At 73.7% G+C, this 15,962-nt stretch carries 9 protein-coding genes; 1 reads left to right on the forward strand and 8 read right to left on the reverse strand.

The window, feature by feature from the left end; genetic code table 11:
* Nucleotides 1-14: 14 nt before the first annotated feature.
* From RKD23_RS14905 to RKD23_RS14940, 8 genes are all read right to left on the reverse strand, one after another.
* Nucleotides 15-1,634 carry a succinic semialdehyde dehydrogenase gene (locus RKD23_RS14905; RefSeq protein WP_424854130.1) on the reverse strand — a complete coding sequence of 540 codons (1,620 nt, stop codon included), beginning with the start codon at nucleotides 1,632-1,634 and terminating at the stop codon, nucleotides 15-17.
* 134 nt (nucleotides 1,635-1,768) lie between these two features.
* Entirely contained in the window at nucleotides 1,769-2,587 is an 819-nt protein-coding gene (locus RKD23_RS14910) for a serine/threonine-protein kinase (protein WP_424854131.1), read from the reverse strand.
* Between the two features lie 44 nt (nucleotides 2,588-2,631).
* The gene (locus tag RKD23_RS14915) at nucleotides 2,632-4,296 is read right to left on the reverse strand and encodes a serine/threonine-protein kinase (protein ID WP_424854132.1); all 1,665 of its coding nucleotides are present in this window, start codon (nucleotides 4,294-4,296) and stop codon (nucleotides 2,632-2,634) included.
* 85 nt (nucleotides 4,297-4,381) lie between these two features.
* Nucleotides 4,382-5,428 carry a serine/threonine-protein kinase gene (locus RKD23_RS14920; protein WP_424854133.1) on the reverse strand — a complete coding sequence of 349 codons (1,047 nt, stop codon included), beginning with the start codon at nucleotides 5,426-5,428 and terminating at the stop codon, nucleotides 4,382-4,384.
* Nucleotides 5,429-5,514: 86 nt separating this feature from the next.
* Nucleotides 5,515-7,080, reverse strand: coding sequence for a serine/threonine-protein kinase (locus RKD23_RS14925; RefSeq protein ID WP_424854134.1), 1,566 nt, complete (start codon nucleotides 7,078-7,080; stop codon nucleotides 5,515-5,517).
* 146 nt (nucleotides 7,081-7,226) lie between these two features.
* The gene (locus tag RKD23_RS14930) at nucleotides 7,227-9,872 is read right to left on the reverse strand and encodes a protein kinase (protein ID WP_424854135.1); all 2,646 of its coding nucleotides are present in this window, start codon (nucleotides 9,870-9,872) and stop codon (nucleotides 7,227-7,229) included.
* Nucleotides 9,873-10,061: 189 nt separating this feature from the next.
* Nucleotides 10,062-12,044 carry a protein kinase domain-containing protein gene (locus RKD23_RS14935; protein WP_424854136.1) on the reverse strand — a complete coding sequence of 661 codons (1,983 nt, stop codon included), beginning with the start codon at nucleotides 12,042-12,044 and terminating at the stop codon, nucleotides 10,062-10,064.
* A 191-nt stretch (nucleotides 12,045-12,235) separates the two neighbouring features.
* A complete protein-coding gene (locus RKD23_RS14940; protein ID WP_424854137.1) occupies nucleotides 12,236-13,942 on the reverse strand; it encodes a glycerol-3-phosphate dehydrogenase/oxidase in 1,707 nt (568 codons plus the stop codon).
* Nucleotides 13,943-14,245: 303 nt separating this feature from the next.
* Between RKD23_RS14940 and RKD23_RS14945 the strand changes: the two genes are divergently transcribed.
* The gene (locus RKD23_RS14945) at nucleotides 14,246-15,454 is read left to right on the forward strand and encodes a nucleotide sugar dehydrogenase (RefSeq protein WP_424854138.1); all 1,209 of its coding nucleotides are present in this window, start codon (nucleotides 14,246-14,248) and stop codon (nucleotides 15,452-15,454) included.
* Nucleotides 15,455-15,962: the final 508 nt, after the last annotated feature.

The raw sequence follows: 15,962 nt of genomic DNA on the forward strand, positions 1-15,962 counted from the left end.
GAGAAGAAGGGGGCCTAGCGGAGGCGGAACGCCTTCATCAGACGCAGGCTGCGGCTCATGAAGGCCGCGTACTGCTCGTCGTTCATGCCCAGCGACGGGGCCATCGGCAGAATCCGCTGGTGGGCCACGGTCTGGGCCTCCGTGTACTTGAGGATGCCCTCGGAGCCGTGGCGGCGGCCGAGGCCGGAATCCTTCATGCCGCCCATGGGGGACTGGACGGACCCGTAGGCGGAGGCGTAGCCCTCGTTGACGTTGACCGTGCCGGTGCGCAGGCGGGCGGCGACCTCGCGGCCGCGGCGGCCGTCCTTCGTCCAGACCGAGGCGTTCAGGCCGTACGACGTGGCGTTGGCGCGCTCGATCGCCTCCTCCTCCGTCTTGAAGCGGTAGATCGAGACGACCGGGCCGAAGGTCTCCTCGGTGCAGACGGACATCGCGTCGGTGACGCCGTCGAGGATGGTCGGCTCGAAGAAGTAGGGGCCGACGTCCGGGCGGGCGACTCCGCCGGCGACGAGCCGCGCGCCCTGCGCGACGGCCTCCTCCACATGCCGCTTCACGGTCTCCAGCTGGCGTTCGCCGACGAGGGAGCCCATGTCGGCGCCGTAGGCGAGGGAGGTGCCGAGCCGCATGGCCTTGGTGCGGGCGGCGAAGCGCTCCAGGAAGGCGTCGGCGACCGACTCGTGGACGTAGAGCCGCTCGATGGAGATGCACAGCTGGCCGGCGGAGGAGAAGCAGGAGCGGACCGCGCCCGCGGCGGCCTTGTCCAGGTCGGCGTCCTCGAGGACCAGCATGGCGTTCTTGCCGCCGAGTTCGAGGGAGACGCCGACCAGGCGTGCGGCGGCGCCCTGGGCGACCTCGCGGCCGGTGCGGGTGGAGCCGGTGAAGGAGACGTAGTCGGCGTGACGGACCACCTCGGGGCCGACGACCGGGCCCTCGCCGAGGACGACCTGGAAGACGTCGGCGGGCAGTCCGGCCTCGACGAGCAGGTCACGGGCCCAGAGAGCCGTGAGGCAGGTCTCGGTGTCCGGCTTCATCACGACCGCGTTGCCCGCGACGAAGGCGGGGAGCGCGTCGCCGACCGACAGCTCCAGCGGGTAGTTCCAGGGGGCGATCTGGCCGACGACACCGCGCGGGTGGCGCAGCTCGGTGACCTTGGTGAGGGTCGGGACGGCGCCCGTGTGCCGCTTGGGCTTCAGGTAGGCCGACGCCTTACGGCCGTAGTGGCGGGCCGCGACCGCCACCGCCTGGACCTCTTCGTGGGCGTGCAGCCGGGCCTTGCCGGTCTCCAGCTGGATGAGGTCGAGCACCTCGGCCTGGCGTTCCAGGACGAGGTCGTGGAAGCGGAGCAGCACGGCCGCGCGCTGCCGTACCGGCACCTGGGCCCAGACCGCCTGGGCGGCGCGGGCCGCCTCGAAGGCACGGGCGACGTCCTCGGGGGTGGACTCGGGCAGGTCGGCCAGCTTCTCGCCGGTGAACGGCGTGTGGTTGGCGGTCCGGCCGGAACCCGTGACGCCCTTGGTGAGTTGGGCCACCAGCTCTGGGGTGACCACGTCGGCGGCGGTGCGCACGCCCGCGGGGGCGGGGGCGACGGGGTTGGTGCCGGGGGCGGCCTTCTCGGGTGCCTGCGCTTCGGTCATGACGCGCAGGGTATGCGCAGGCGAGGGCTTTGTGTACCCGTCGGTAATGGGGATTCACCGACTGCACACAAGCCGCCAGTGATCACTGGCAATAAACGCCCTGATCAGGGGCTTGTCCCCCGCTCCCCCACTCTTCATTCAAACGCCAGTTTCGTCACGGCACCGGCGCGCACCTGCCCGGCCACCGCCGCCAGCTGCGCCGCGGTGAGGTCCGCGGCCGGGCGCAGCGCCGGCCGCGGGTGCAGCAGCCGGGAGATCAGCGGCCCGAGCGGACCGTCGGGCACGAGCGGAGACTCCGGCGCGAGGGGAGTCTCCGGCCCGGCATGCCCGGCCGGGGCCACGCCCACCGCCGCCGCGTGCAGCAGCGCACCGAGCGACCACAGGTCGGAGGCCGGCCCGGCGTCCCGTCCGGCCCGGCGCTCCGGCGCGGCGAACTCCGAGCCCCGTACGGGGTCGACACCGAAGTCGGTCAGGACGACCCGGCCGGTGCCGTGCTCGACGAGGACGTTGGCGGGCCGTACGTCGCGATGGACGATCCCGACCGCGTGCGCGGCGCGCAGGGCGCCGAGGACGGCGAGGCCCAGGCGCGCGCACTCGGTGTCGGGCAGCGGGCCGCGCGCGAGGAGTTCGCGCAGGCAGTGGCCGCGCACCAGCTCCATGACGACCCACGGGAGTCCGTCGTCGACGACCACATCGTGGATGACGACGGCCGACGGATGGTCGACGCGGGCGGCCGCGCGGGCCTCCCGGTACACCCGGTTCACGGCCCGGCGCCCCGGTTCCCCGTCGGAGTCGCGGGGCACCTTCGGCCGGCGCACGGCCACTTGACGTTCCATCAGCAGGTCGAACGCCTGCCACACGGTGCCCGTGCCGCCGGAGCCGAGCCGCCCGTCCAGCCGGTAGCGGCCGTCGACCAGGCGTCCCTCGCGCGCGTGTTCGCCGCCCTCGCTCATGCCCCATGCCTACCCCGTGGGGCGGGAGTTGTCGAAGGAACGAGTCAGAGATTGTCGATGTCGACGGTCTCGATCACGTGCTCCGCCACCTCACGGCCCCGCTCGGTGAAGTCGCCCTGGCCCGGATAGGAGATGGACAGCCGGTACATGTCGCCCTTCTCCGTGTTGACGTAGAAGAGCCTGACCTCCCGGGGCACGGGGAAGTCGCTGACCGTGTCGTCCGTGTAGGTCAGGGTGCTCTCGGCGGCCTCCCGGCCCCCGTAGGTGGTCTTCTCCGTCTCCACCTTCACGGGCTTGTCGTCGGCCATGTTGTAGGCGGAGCTCGTGCCGCCCTCGAGCTCCTCCTTCTCGTCGTAGGCCTGGCCGGTGGGGCTGCTGGCGATGGAGTCGAGCGTGTCCTCGGACTTCTTGCTCAGCTCCAGCCGGATGTACACGGCCCCGCTGGGGTCCGTGAAGCGCACCCAGTGATCGTCCTTGGGGTCGGTCGGCTCGGGCCCGGACTTCTGGTAGCCCGTGGGCACGGTCAGGGTCGCGGCCAGGTTCTTGGCCTCCTCCTTGTGCCAGTCCTCGGACAGCGGATCCTTGAAGGGCTGGGCGATCGCGAAGTAGGCCGCCACCGCGGCCGCGACGACCGCGGCACCGATGCCGATCAGCGTCCTGCGGCCGATGCGGATGCCGCCCTGGTCGCCGCCGCCCGACACCGTCACGACCTGGGTCGGCGCCGGGGCGGGCGGGTTGGCGGCCGCCTCAAGGAGGGCGCGCACCCGGGCGGCGCCCGGCCGGTGCGCCGGGTCCTTCTGGAGCAGGCCGTTGATGACCTCGGCGAGCGGGCCCTGCGCCGAGGCCGGCGGGGCCGGGTGGGCGTTGAGGACGGACTGGAGGGTGGCCGGGGTGTTGCTGCGGCGGAACGGCGAGACGCCCTCGGCCGCCGCGTACAGCACCACACCCAGCGACCACAGGTCGGAGGCCGGTCCCGGCCGCTGCCCGAGGACGCGCTCCGGCGCGATGTACTCGGGCGAGCCGACGAAGCCGCCCGTGTCGGTCAGATTGGTCTCGCCCTCGATCTGGGCGATGCCGAAGTCGGTGAGGACGACCCGGTCGTGCCGGCCGAGCAGGACGTTGTCCGGCTTGACGTCACGGTGCAGGATTCCGGCCGCGTGGGCCGCCTCCAGCGCGCCGAGCACCTCCAGGCCGACCCGGGCGGCCTCGCGGGCGCCGAGCGTGCCCTCCTGGAGCGCGGCACCGAGGGAGCGTCCCTGCACCAGCTCCATGACGATCCAGGGCCGGCCGTCGACGACCGCGACGTCATGGACGTTGACGACCGCCGGGTGGTCGAGGCGGGCCGCGGCGCGCGCCTCGCGGCGCATCCGCTCGTAGGCGTTGGCCTGCTCCCGCTCGGGCAGGTGGTCCGGGACGCGGGGCTCCTTGACGGCGACCTCGCGGTCCACCGTCTCGTCCTTGGCCCGCCACACCGTGCCCATGCCGCCGTGCCCGAGCTTGGCGAGCAGCCGGTAGCGCCCGGCGATCAGCCGTCCGGCGCCGGGATCTTGAGAGGCCTGGGCGGGCTGCTGGGGCGGCACGACCTGCGTCGGCGCCGCGTACGGGTTGCCCGGATGCGGAACACCCGCCGGCGGGTGCGGGTTCGGCGGTTGCAGGCCGAAACTCGTCGGCTCGTCGGCCCCGTAGCGGGCTCCCCCGTTGTTGCTCATGGGTCCATGCATATCGCGCCGACCGCCTGCTCAGCCAGCCGGAAGGGGGCACGGTCACAGACCCGTGACTCAGCGACGCCATGGGCTAGGCGCGGCCGGCCGAAGAGGAGGGGGTCCGCTGCGGAGTGCTCACCGACGTCGAGGGCGCCGGGCTCGTCGGCGGGCCGCCGCCGTCGCCGTCGCCGTTGACGAGCAGGGCCGCCGCGGACAGCCCGGCCGCCGCCATCGCGGCCACCAGCAGCGCGACCGCCAGCTTCCCGGCGCGCGCCGGCCGCTGTGCCGGCTCCGGCTCGGGCGTGCGCCCGGTGTCGCGGAAGGCCCGCAGCATCCGCTCGGCCGCCACGGCGTCCAGCCGCCGCGACGGATCACGCTCCAGCAGCCCTCGTACGACGGGCAGCAGCGGCCCCGCCCGGTCGGGCAGCCGGAGCTCGTCGGACAGCACGGCGTGCACGACCGCGCCCAGCGAATCGCGCCGGAAGGGCGACTCACCGCTGACCGCCGCGCACAGCAGCGCCCCCAGCGACCACAGGTCGGACGCGGCCCCGGTGCCCGCCCCCGACATGCGCTCCGGGGCGGTGTACTCGGCCGAGCCGACGAAGGAGCCGCTCTCGGTGAGCGTGGTGGTGCCCTTGACATGGGCGACGCCGAAGTCGGTGAGGACGACCCGGCCGGTGCCGTTCTCGACCAGGACGTTGGCGGGCTTGAGGTCGCGGTGCAGCACCCCGGCCGCGTGCGCGGCGCGCAGGGCGCCCAGCAGGGCGACGCCGATCCGCGCGGCCTCGCGGGCGTCGACCGGACCGTCCGCCCCGATGCGGTCGGCGAGCGAGGCGCCGTCGATGAACTCCATCACCAGGTACGGGCGTTCCTCGAACTCGACGACGTCATGGACGACGATCACATGCGGATGCCTCAACTGCGCGACCGCGCGGGCCTCCCGCAGCGTGCGCTCCCGCCGTCGCCGGGCCTCGCTCGCGGAGAGCGAGTCGTCGAGGGCGAGTTCCTTGACGGCGACGGGCCGGCCGAGCAGCAGGTCGGTGGCCCGCCAGACCACGCCCATGCCACCGCGTCCGAGCACCGTCTCCAGCCGGTAGCGCCCCGCGATCACACGTCCGCCGGCCCCCTCGGTCCCCATGCGCCCCATCATGCACCAGCCGGAGCGCCGGACTCCGGGACGCGACGGCGTCATTGGCCGACAACCGACGGTCAGAGCCCCCGCGTTCAGGAGCCGTTCGGCCGCCAGGTGCGCAGCAGGATGTCGAACTGCTTGCGCATCTCCGGCCAGTCGGCGACCGGGGCCGAGGCGTACAGCGCGTACTCGACGCCGTCGCGGGAGATGTACATCTGGTCGATCGCGCGGCGCGGCCCGGGCTTCGTCTTCACCTCGGGCTGGTCCTGCGCGGTCCAGGTGTACTCCCACAGGGAGCCGGGACGGTCCCGGTAGGTGTTCTCCGCCATGCTCAGCCGGTGGTAGTCGACCAGATCATTCACCTGCTGCTCCAGGTCGACCTGGTGCTCGTAGGGGTCGAAGTCGGGCGTCCGGTCGACGGCGATCCGGAAGAAGTGCTCGCCGCCGTCGGGCGAGTAGTCGACCTGCCCGGTGGCCTTGTCGAACTCCACGCGCTCCCACTCGGGTCCGGGCAGGGCGATGGTGAACCCGAAGGGGTCGTCCTGGCGCACCCAGCCGTCGGGGAGGGTGCCGGAGGAGGTCTCCGTCGGCGTGGGCTTCGGACCGGGGTCGGCGGTGTGCTGTTCCTGCCGCGCCTGCCACTGCTGGATGCCCACCGCGGTGCCGCCTCCGATGAGCGCCGCGAGGACGACCACCAGGGCGAGGGTGCGCCGCCGGCGCGGGCGTCTCGGCGTCCCGTAGGGGGCCTGCGGGTACGGCGTCGTCGTGGACGTCGGCGTGAGGAGGGCCGGCTGCGGACGCGGGCCCGCATGCGTCGGGACGTACGGCTGCGTGACGGCCGGAACGCGGCCCTCCGCCGCCTGGGCGAGCATCCGTTCGGCGTCGGCGGCACCGGGACGACTGGCCGGATCCTTGCGCAGCAGGGCGGCGATGACGGGCGCGAGCGCACCGGCGTTGGCGGGCGCGTCGGCCTCCTCCTCGACCACGGCCTGCATGGTGGAGATCGGCGAGGTGCGGCGGAACGGCGAGCGGCCCTCGACCGCGGTGTACAGCGTCGCGCCGAGCGCCCACAGGTCGGAGGCGGGCCCGGGGTCATGACCGCGGACGCGCTCCGGGGCGAGGTAGTCGACCGAGCCGACGACCTCTCCGGTGCGCGTGATGGTGGAGTCGCCCTCGATCTGCGCGATGCCGAAGTCGGTGAGCAGCACCCGGCCTTCACGGCCGAGCAGGACGTTGCCGGGCTTGACGTCGCGGTGCAGCACCCCGGCGGTGTGCGCGGCACGCAGGGCGCGCAGCACCCACAGGCCGATCCGGGCCGCTTCCGCGGGTTCGATGCGGCCTTCCTCCTTGACCGCGTCGGCGAGCGAGCGGCCCTCGACCAGCTCCATCACGATCCAGGGGCGGCCGTCGTGCTCCAGCACGTCGTGCACGGTGACGACGGCCGAGTGGTTGATCCGCGCGGCCGCGCGCGCCTCGGCCCGGGTCCGCGCCAGCAGGACGGCCTGGTCGCTCTCCGAGACGTAGAGAGCGGCCGTCAGTTCCTTGACGGCGACGGTCCGGTGCAGCACCTCGTCCTGCGCCCGCCAGACCCGGCCCATGCCACCACGGCCGATCGATTCGGCCAGGCGGTAACGGTCCGCAATGAGCTGGCCCTGCATCTGATTCACGTTGCCCCGCTTTGATATTGACAGGGTCAGGGTAAGGACCGGTGACCGCACGGGGAACACGCGGGGCCGCTCGGATACCGCACTGTGACGGTTGTCGCTTTGCGTGACGGAACGGAACCGAAACGCGGTGGTGTGAATCAGCCACCCGTGGGCTGGTAGGTGGTGGACGCCTGCTCGTACAGCCGTGTCACCTCGTCGCGTTCGGCCTCGGGGCCGCGTACCTGCACCACGTGGTAGCGGCCGTCGAGGAGGATCGCGACATTGCGCACGAACAGCTCCCGGCCGTCCGCCCCGGTCCAGGTGAACTGCCCCTCGGCCATGGTCCGTCCGCCCACGGATATCGTCTTCAGTCCCGTCGCGGTGGCCCAGGTGGAGTCGCGGTACGGCTGCAACTCCGCCTCCCGCTCCCGCTGGTACACCATCGGATCGGTACCGAACTCCGCCGCGGAGTCCCTTCCGGGTACGACGATCAGCTCGAACGCGCCGTGGCTGTAACGCACCTGACCGCGGCCGTTGCGGGGCGTGCGGTCCCAGCCGTCGGCGACGGCGACCCGGAAACCGGCCTCGTCGGCCCGTACGGTGAACCCGTCCGCGGCGTCGGGCCCGGTCGTCTGCGTCTCGGTCGAACCGGCCGACTCCGACGGGTCGTTGCCGCCGGGTGAGGTCTGGTCCGGCCGGGGTTCGCTGCTGGCCTCGGGCTCGGGCGCCTCACCGACCTGGCCCGCGGCTCCGGTACGGTCCGCGCGGGGCGCGCCGCCCGAACCGGCCTCGTCCGACTTCGGCATGAACAGCGCGGCGTACGCGATCACGGCGGCCATCGCCAGCAGCACCGCCACCAGCAGGGTGCGGCCCAGACTGCGCGGCGAACGCTCCGGCTCGCGGGCCCGCTTGTGTCTGCCGTGCGGCGCGGGCAGCCCGCCGCGCCGCCTGCGCACCAGCTCGCCCCGCCGCCGTACGACGGGCAGCCGGCCCGGGTCGACCGGCGGCACGGCGACGACGTGCACACCGGCCTCCGGCTCGGGCGCCGACCGCACGAGCGAGCGCAGCCAGCCGCCGAGTTCCTCGAAGTCGATGCGCTCGGTGGGGTCCTGACGCAGCAGCGACTCCACGACCGGCCTGAGCGGACCGCACTCCTCCGCGAACGCGGGCGGCTCCGCGCACACCATCTGCACCAGCTCGGCCGTCGACTCCTCCGGGTAGGGCGCATGCCCCTGTACGGCCCTGAAGAGCAGCGCGCCCAGCGCCCACAGGTCGGTGGCCGGACCGATGGGCGCCGCCAGCTGCCAGTTCTCGTGCACCGGGCCGGCCTGCTCCGGAGCCCACCGCTCGGTGACGGGCCCCACCACGGCCATACGCGCATGCCGCGCCCGCTCGGCGGCCAGCGCGGTGGCGGGGCCGCGGTGGGCGGGGGTGGCCTGGGAGTCCCAGGGGCTGGGAGTGCGGGGGGTCTGGGCGTGACCCGAGGGGGGAAGTGCCCGGAGGGCGGGGTCGGCCGAGGGACTCCCGGCGTCCGGGGCGGTGCGGGGCGCGGCCCCGTGCCAGGAGCCGGGGCGCACACCGTAGGGGTCGGCCGGCTGTCCGGGCGGGGTGCCACCGGGGCGGCCCTGGGTGTCCTGCCCGGGGACGTACGGCGGCGGCGGGGTGCCCTCCGGTGCGGGGCGCGCTCCGGGCAGCGGGGTGGGGCCGTTCGGCCGGGCCTCCTGTACGCGTGCCGCGGCGCGGGCGCCCGCCCGATAGGCCGCGATCGCCCCGGCGCGGGCCGCCCTGATGTCGTCCCCGGTCTCCAGCGCCCGGCGGCTCGCGGGCACGGCCGGGGTGCCGGGGCCGCCCCGCTCCTGCGCCCCGGGCAGCGGCAGCCGCCCTGCGCCCCGCGCCTCGATGGCGGCCCGCCGCGCGGCCTCGGCGTCGGCCGCGCCGCCGCCGGGCCCGGCCGGATGCCCGCCGGTGCCGAGGGCTCCGCGTGGAGCGGCGTACGACGGCGTACCGGCGGCGCCCGCACCTCCGGCGTACGGCGGCGTACCAGCGGCATACGGCGGCGTACCCACGGCGCCAGGACCACCGGGGCCCGGTCCGCCCGGTCCGCCCGGTCCACCGTGGCCCGGTTCGCCGGCCGCGCCCGCGTCAGGTGCGGCCTGGTGCGCTCCCTGGAGCCCGTCGTCGTCCGGCGTCGGCACGGGGTCGTAGCCGCACAGTGCCTCCTCCGCCGCCCCGACCGCGAGGCCGGTGAGCATGACGCGGCCGTCGTCGCAGACGAGGACCGTGCGGGCGGTGATGTTGCGGTGCACCCAGCCATGGCCGTGCAGCACGCGCAGGGCCATGAGGACGTCGGAGGCGACCTCGGCCGCCCGGTACGGCGTCAGCGGGCGCTCGGCCAGCAGCGCCGCCAGCGGGCGCGCCGCCACCAGCTCACTGACGATCCACAGCGAACCGCCCTCGGCGAAGACGTCGAAGACCTGGTCCAGCCGCGGATGGTCGGGGATCGCCGCCGCGGCCTGCGCGGCCTCCACGGCACGCCGTACCGCCGGGTCCGCGGGCCGCCGCGCACCGCCCCCGCGCGCGGCGGGGCGCCGTACGCCCGGGTCGCGCGCGGTGAATCCCTCGGGCAGCCCGTCCGCGTCGAGCACCTCCGCCTCGACGACCTCCGGCAACGGCACCTGCCGGACCAGGACTTCCTGCCCGCTGTAGGTGTCGAAGGCGCGCGTCTCGGTGAGTTCGTACTCGTCGGCGGGCGGCAGCGGCAGGCGGTAGCGGCCGGCGAGCACCCGTCCCGCATAGTCGTCCACGTTGCCTCCCCCAACCGCCCGGCTGGTCAATTCCGTTCGCCCGCCGCCCCGTTCCGGCTGCGTACGGTTCGCAAGCACTCACGATACGTGCCGGAGGCAACCCGCACCGAGGGGATGGGACATCTCACTTCGGCCGCATCCCCGAAATCCCGGTCCCCTGCCGGGCCACGCCCCCCGGAGCCCCCCGGCTCAGTCCTTCGGCTGGAACGTCTTCGTCAGGGTCCGCCATGTGTCCCGGCGCAGGTCCCCGTGCCACTCGGCGGCCTTCGCCGTGTACATCAGCGCGTAGCCCTGGTCGTCGTCGACGACGAACCCGCGGTCGACGGTGCGGTACCGCGTCCCGCCCTCGGTGTAGGTGAACTCCCAGTCGGCCGTGTTCCAGCCGCGGTAGTCCACCGCTTCTATGCGGATCCGCTGGTACTGCGAACGGACCATGGAGCGCTCCTGGTTGCGCCAGTCGGCGACCGGGTCGTCCTTGGGCGTGCTGGTCCAGCCGATGAGCAGCTTCTGCCCGTCGGGGCCGGTGAAGCGGTCGCCCGCGTCGCTGCTGGTCCGGAACTTCCAGCCCTTGGGCAGCCCGATCGAGTAGCCCTGGCCGCCCTGGTGCGTGCGGGCCACGTCGACGTCGTTCTTGCCGGAGGACCCGGAGGCGGACGCCTTGGGGGAACCACCGGCGGTGGGGGTGGTCCCGCCGCTCACGGCGCCCGCGCCCGGTGTCGAGCCCTGGTCCGCGGACTTCGAGGCGTCGCCGTCGGGGCGCGTTCCGCCCTGCTCGTCGTCCTTGGTGTCGGCGCTCGGGGTGGCTCCGGCGGCCGTGCCGGTGCCGGGGCCCGACTTCGCCGAGTCGGTGTCGTCGCCGCCGAAGGTGAGGGCCAGCACGGTGCCGAGCACGGCGAGCACCACGGCCACCGCGATGATCACCAGGGTCCGCTTGGGCACCACATCGGTCAGCGGCGCGCGCGGCACCGCCCGCGGCGGCAGGTCCGGCGGCGGCATCACGGGCCACCCCGAACTACGGCCGCCCGTCCCGGCGTTCGCCCCGCTCCCGGTCTCCGTGCGCGAGACCCCGACCGCGGCGGTGGTCCCGGCCACAGCACCGGGTGTTCCGGCGGAGCGCGTCTCGCCGCTGCCGGACTTCGTCCGCGACGCGGCCGCCGTGGTCGCCGCGCCCGCGGCGGCCTTGCGCACCGAACGCAGCGCCCCGCGCAGCCGATCGGCCGCCTCCTCGCCCCGCCGGCCTCCGGTGCCGGGCTCGCCGGGCTGTGCGGGCAGCGGTACGACCCGCGTGGCGTCCAGCGCCTCCGGCTCCTCGGCCGCGTCGGGGGCGTGAATGACGGCGTTGAGCATCGCCCGCGCGCCCGCGTCGTCCAGCCGCTCGTCCGGGTCCTTGGTGAGCAGGCCGCGGATGACGTCCGCGAGCGGCCCCGCGTTCTTCGGCTCGTCCAGCGGCTCGGTCATCACCGCGGTGAGCGTGGCGATCGCGGAACCCTTGTCGTACGGCGGTGTCCCCTCGACCGCCGCGTACAGCAGGCCGCCCAGCGACCACAGGTCGGCCGCGGGGCCGGGCTTGTGGCCGCGGGCGCGCTCCGGGGAGATGTAGGAGGGGGCGCCGACGAGCATGCCGGTGGAGGTGATGGACGGGTCGCCCTCGACCTGCGCGATGCCGAAGTCGGTGAGCACGACCCGGCCGTCCTCGGCGATCAGCACGTTGGACGGCTTCACGTCGCGGTGCAGGATGCCCTCGCGGTGCGCGGAGCGCAGCACGTCGAGGATCGCGAGGCCGACCTCGGCGGCGCGCTTCGGCTCCAGCAGGCCGTCCTCACGGATGACCTCGGCGAGCGACTTGCCCTCGACGAGCTCCATGACGATCCACGGCCGGTCGTCCTCCTCGACGACGTCGTAGACCGTCACCGCGCTGTTGTTGCGGATCCGCGCGATGGCCTTGGCCTCGCGCAGCGTCCGCGTGATCAGCCGGCGCTTCTCCTCCTCGTCGATGTTCGACGGGAACCGCAGCTCCTTGACGGCGACCGTGCGGCCGAGGGTCTCGTCCTCGGCCCGCCAGACCGTGCCCATGCCGCCGCGGCCGAGCACGTCTCCCAGCCGGTAGCGCCCGGCGAGGAGACGTGCGCTCTTGTCCTGACGGGGTGTCCCCGCCCGCTCCGCCTCCGACATGAGTCCCCTCGTACAACCCGCCCTGACAGAGGCTCCATTGTCCCTCACCCGACAAGTGCCCCACGCCCCGGGGGCCCCTCGCCGCGCAGCCGTGTCGGCGTGTCCTCAACTGAGCTGAATCGCCCGTTCCGCGGCGGGGCATGACGAGGCGTGGCCAAGGCTCCGACCTGGGCCGGAGCACCTGCGGGCCGTCACAGCGGCACGATGTCCGGCGCCCCGAGCCGGGCCGCGTCCGCGGTCAGGTCGTCGGGCTGGCGCTGGGACTCGCGCTCGGCCTCCACCCGCTTCTCGTAGTGCTGCACCTCCCTGTCGACATGGTCCTTGTTCCAGCCGAGCACCGGCGCCATCAGCTCGGCGGCCTCGCGCGCGCAGCGCGTGCCGCGGTCGAAGGTCTCGATGGAGATCCGGGTGCGCCGGGTGAGGACGTCGTCCAGGTGACGGGCGCCCTCGTGCGAGGCGGCGTAGACGATCTCGGCGCGCAGATAGTCCTCGGCGCCCTGCAGCGGCTCGGCCAACGACGGGTCCGACGCGATGAGTTCGAGCAGTTCCTCCGTCATCGAGCCGTAGCGGTTGAGCAGATGTTCCACGCGCACCACATGCAGCCCGGCCCGGGCGGCGATGCGCGCTCGCGCGTTCCACAGCGCGCGGTAGCCCTCGGCGCCGACCAGGGGGATGTCCTCGGTGACGCACTCCGCGACCCGCCGGTCGAGGGCGTGCACCGCCTCGTCCACCGCATCCTTGGCCATCACCCGGTACGTCGTGTACTTGCCGCCCGCCACCACGACGAGGCCCGGCACCGGGTGGGCCACGGTGTGCTCGCGGGAGAGCTTGCTGGTGGCGTCGGACTCGCCGGCGAGCAGGGGGCGCAGGCCCGCGTACACGCCCTCGACGTCGTCCCGGGTGAGCGGCACGGCCAGCACGGAGTTCACATGCTCCAGCAGATAGTCGATGTCGGCGCTGGAGGCGGCCGGGTGGGCCTTGTCGAGGTCCCAGTCGGTGTCGGTGGTGCCGATGATCCAGTGCCGGCCCCAGGGGATGACGAACAGCACGGACTTCTCGGTGCGCAGGATGAGCCCGGTGGTGGAGTGGATGCGGTCCTTGGGCACGACGAGGTGGATGCCCTTGGAGGCGCGGACGTGGAACTGCCCGCGCTCGCCCACCATGGCCTGGGTGTCGTCGGTCCACACGCCGGTGGCGTTGACGATCTGCTTGGCGTGGATCTCGTACTCCCCGCCGGCCTCGACGTCCTGCACGCGCGCGCCGACCACGCGCTCGCCCTCGCGCAGGAAGCCGGTGACCCGCGCGCGGTTGGCGACCTGGGCGCCATAGGCCGCGGCGGTGCGCACCAGGGTCGCCACATAGCGGGCGTCGTCCATCTGGGCGTCGTAGTACTGCAGCGCGCCCACCAGCGCGTCCTTCTTCAGGCAGGGTGCCACGCGCAGGGCGTGACCGCGGGTCAGATGGCGGTGCACGGGCAGGCCCCGGCCGTGTCCGCGGGCCATCGACATGGCGTCGTAGAGGGCGACGCCCGATCCGGCGTACAGCCGCTCCCAGCCCTGGTGCTGGAGCGGGTACAGGAACGGCACCGGCTTCACCAGATGCGGTGCGAGCCGCTCCAGGAGCAGGCCGCGCTCCTTCAGCGCCTCCCGCACGAGTGCGAAGTCGAGCATCTCCAGATAGCGCAGGCCGCCGTGGATCAGTTTGCTGGACCTGCTCGACGTGCCGGACGCCCAGTCACGCGCCTCGACCAGGCCGGTGGACAGCCCGCGCGTGACGGCGTCGAGCGCGGTGCCCGCGCCGACCACTCCGCCGCCGACGACCAGCAGGTCCAGTTCGTGCTCGGCCATGGCCGCGAGGGCCTCGGCGCGCTGCGCCGGTCCCAGTGTCGCTGTCCTCACCGCTGCCTCCCGCTCGTCGGTCGCACCGGCCGCACCCGTCGGGCGAAGCCCCGTTCGTATCCCTCTGCATCCCTCCTGCCCAAATTCTGACCGGCTTGCCCGACTTCAGCCACCACGCACGGTCGACCTGTGGATAACTCCTGCCGACCTGCACACGAACACGGCCGCCACACCCGACGACACAGGGAATGAATCCCGCATATCGGTCATATTTACGCCTAGTCTGACAGTGCGCTCGCTCGTTCTGTCCACACGGCTTGCGCACCTGTCCCGCTTCGGTTACTGGGAAGGACGGCATACGCCATGCCCGCAGATCTCGCCGTCATCGGACTCGGCCCGCTCGGCCTGCCGCTGGCCCAGGCCGCCGTCGCCGCCGGCATCCCCACGGTCGGCTACCGCACCGGGCCCGAGGCCGGTTCCCTCAGCCCCGCCGAACTGCGCCGGATGCACTCGGAGGGTTTCCGGCTCGCCGACGGGCCCGCGGAACTCGGCCGCGTGCGCACGGCGGTCATCTGCGCGCCCACCCCGCGTGCCGCCGACGGAGGCCTCGACCTGACCCAGGTGGAGACTGCCGCCCGCACCCTCGCCGCCCGGCTGCGCCCGCACACCACCGTCATCCTGGAGTCCCCGGTCCTGCCCGGCACCACCGAGGACGTGCTGCGCCCGCTCCTCGAAGAGGGCTCCGGGCTTCGCGCCGGCCGCGACTTCCACCTCGCCCACTCCCCCACCCGGGTCGACCCCGGCAACCGCGCCTTCACCCCCGCCAACACCCCCAAGGTGATCGGCGGCCTCACCCCCGCCTGCACCGAGTCCGCCGCCGCCTTCTACGGCCGTATCACCGACAAGGTCGTCCGCGCGCGGGGTCTACGCGAGGCCGAGGCGGTGCAGCTCCTGGAGACGACGTACCGGCACGTCAACATCGCCCTTGTCAACGAAATGGCCGTCCTGTGCCACGACTTGGGCGTCGACCTGTGGGACGTCATCCGCTGCGCCGAGTCCAAGCCCTTCGGCTTCCAGGCCTTCCGCCCCGGCCCCGGCGTCGGCGGCCACACCGTCCCCCAGGACCTCGTCGGCCAGCCGGGCCGCGGCCTGCGCATGGTGGAACTGGCCCGGCAGGTCAACGACCAGATGCCGCGCTACGTCGTCCAGCGCGCGGCCACGCTCCTGAACGAGCACGGCAAGTCGGCCCGGGGCGCCCGCGTGCTGCTGCTCGGCGTCACCTACAAGCCCGACCTCGCCGACCAGCAGGGCACCCCGGCCCATGAGATCGCCGTCCGCCTGATGTCCCTCGGCGCGGCCGTGAGCTACCACGACCCCCACATCCCGGCCTGGACGGTCCTGGACCGCCCGATCCCCCGCGTCGACTCCCTTTACGAGGCGGCCGCCGACGCCGACCTCACGATCCTCCTCCAGCCCCACCGCACGTACGACCTCCAGGGCCTGTCGGTGAAGGCCCAGCTCCTCCTGGACACGCGCGGGGCCACGCCCACGGGGGCGGCGCACAGGTTGTGACGGGGGGCGCGTGAGGCGCCGCGAGCCCCTGGGGCTGGTGGCGTGGGGGGCGGGGCGCCGGTACCGTACGAAGCAGGTGGAGCCCACCGCAGTGGCCACTGCGGCAGGCTCCTGGATGGATCACGGAGTGTCCGCCCCTACTCTCCTTGGGGGCGGCCGCTCACCGTCCGAAAGGGTGGAGCCCACCGCAGTGGCTGCTGCGGCAGGCTCCCGATGGTTTACGGGTGTCCGCCCCTATTCCCTCTGGGGGCGGCCGCTCACCATCCGAAAATTCGCAAGATCCACTTCCTCCGGCACTTCACCGTCCACAGACGGATCCGGTCCCAGCGGGTGGGCTTGCGGTGGCGTCCCATAGGCGCCCCCTTCCACGACGCCGCCCAGTAGCCCGGTGGACGGCACGTCGGAGTTCGGGCCGGGCCCCGAGGGCCGGGGTCCGGAACCGTGTCCTTGGAAGGGGGCACCCAAGAGAACTGGGGCGCCGGACAAGGACGTCAGCGCCTCAGCACCC

The sequence above is a fragment of the Streptomyces sp. SAI-170 genome (assembly GCF_049739565.1).
In the GTDB taxonomy this organism is placed as follows: Bacteria; Actinomycetota; Actinomycetes; order Streptomycetales; family Streptomycetaceae; genus Streptomyces.

Excerpts from the sequence above, each read along its gene's own strand:
- RKD23_RS14905 (WP_424854130.1), bottom strand. The coding sequence starts at position 1,634 with ATGACCGAAGCGCAGGCACCCGAGAAGGCCGCCCCCGGCACCAACCCC.
- RKD23_RS14910 (WP_424854131.1), bottom strand. The coding sequence starts at position 2,587 with ATGAGCGAGGGCGGCGAACACGCGCGCGAGGGACGCCTGGTCGACGGC.
- RKD23_RS14915 (WP_424854132.1), bottom strand. The coding sequence starts at position 4,296 with ATGAGCAACAACGGGGGAGCCCGCTACGGGGCCGACGAGCCGACGAGT.
- RKD23_RS14920 (WP_424854133.1), bottom strand. The coding sequence starts at position 5,428 with ATGGGGACCGAGGGGGCCGGCGGACGTGTGATCGCGGGGCGCTACCGG.
- RKD23_RS14925 (WP_424854134.1), bottom strand. The coding sequence starts at position 7,080 with ATGCAGGGCCAGCTCATTGCGGACCGTTACCGCCTGGCCGAATCGATC.
- RKD23_RS14935 (WP_424854136.1), bottom strand. The coding sequence starts at position 12,044 with ATGTCGGAGGCGGAGCGGGCGGGGACACCCCGTCAGGACAAGAGCGCA.
- RKD23_RS14945 (WP_424854138.1), top strand. The coding sequence starts at position 14,246 with ATGCCCGCAGATCTCGCCGTCATCGGACTCGGCCCGCTCGGCCTGCCG.